The sequence below is a fragment of the Photobacterium andalusiense genome, assembly GCF_900185625.1.
GTDB lineage: Bacteria > Pseudomonadota > Gammaproteobacteria > Enterobacterales > Vibrionaceae > Photobacterium > Photobacterium aquimaris.
Genome location: NZ_FYAJ01000048.1, coordinates 1 through 819, shown reverse-complemented (window position 1 = coordinate 819; position 819 = coordinate 1). Strand labels below are relative to the sequence as shown.

Sequence of the window (819 nt, the reverse complement as noted above, 5' to 3'; positions counted from 1 at the left end):
AGGTTAATGTGTCTCCGCCAGAAGTAAGACCATTTAATTCGGTCAATAATGCCGTTTTAACGTTGTCAGTGATCGTTAATGACGTTGCGACTAACGCATCATCTGTTGCATCAACGGTAAAGTGTCCCGTGCCAACAACAGGGTAGCCTTGCTCACCTGCTTGAGGGATTAAATCACCTTCAGTAATGGTAATATTGGCTTGAACGCCTTCACCTGTAGGATTTAAACCATCTTTAATATGGATCTCTAATTGACCCGTATTACTGCTATCACCATCATCATCTGTGGCCACCACACCAAGCTCAATATTAACGCTATCACCTGCTGCATTATCTTGTTCAATCGGTTGATGTTGTTCAACAATATAACTGCCATCATTACCAATTGTGATCGTTAGAACCGCTTCACCATCATTTGTGCCACCGTCAATCACGACCTTAATCTCATTACCATCAACGCTATAACGGGTCGCTTGATTATTTGAGACAATGCCATCAAGTGATGGCTGAGACTGAGCAAAATCAATATGCGCAATGTCATCAGAGCCCACATCTAATGGGATCTTACCGCTGGCTGTTACCCCTGTTTCGGTTTCAACAATGGTGGTACCTTTATCAGTACCAAATTCAGGATTAGCGCCATCTTTAATCGTCACAACCACATCAACGGGTTGTTGCAATGCATCACCATCAGTATCTTGCATTTGAACAGGTACATTAATGGTAAGATCACCGCCATTAACATCAACATAAGTACCGTCGGCACTCAAATGATCTAGCGGTAATTGCTGAGTAATCGACATCTCGACGCTGACATCAC

Annotated in this window: 1 protein-coding gene; it reads right to left on the bottom strand. The window is 43.0% G+C overall.

Annotation, left to right across the window (positions count from 1 at the left end):
• A partial coding sequence (locus PAND9192_RS20365; RefSeq protein WP_144018120.1) for a hypothetical protein occupies window positions 1-819 on the bottom strand: 819 nt, incomplete at both ends.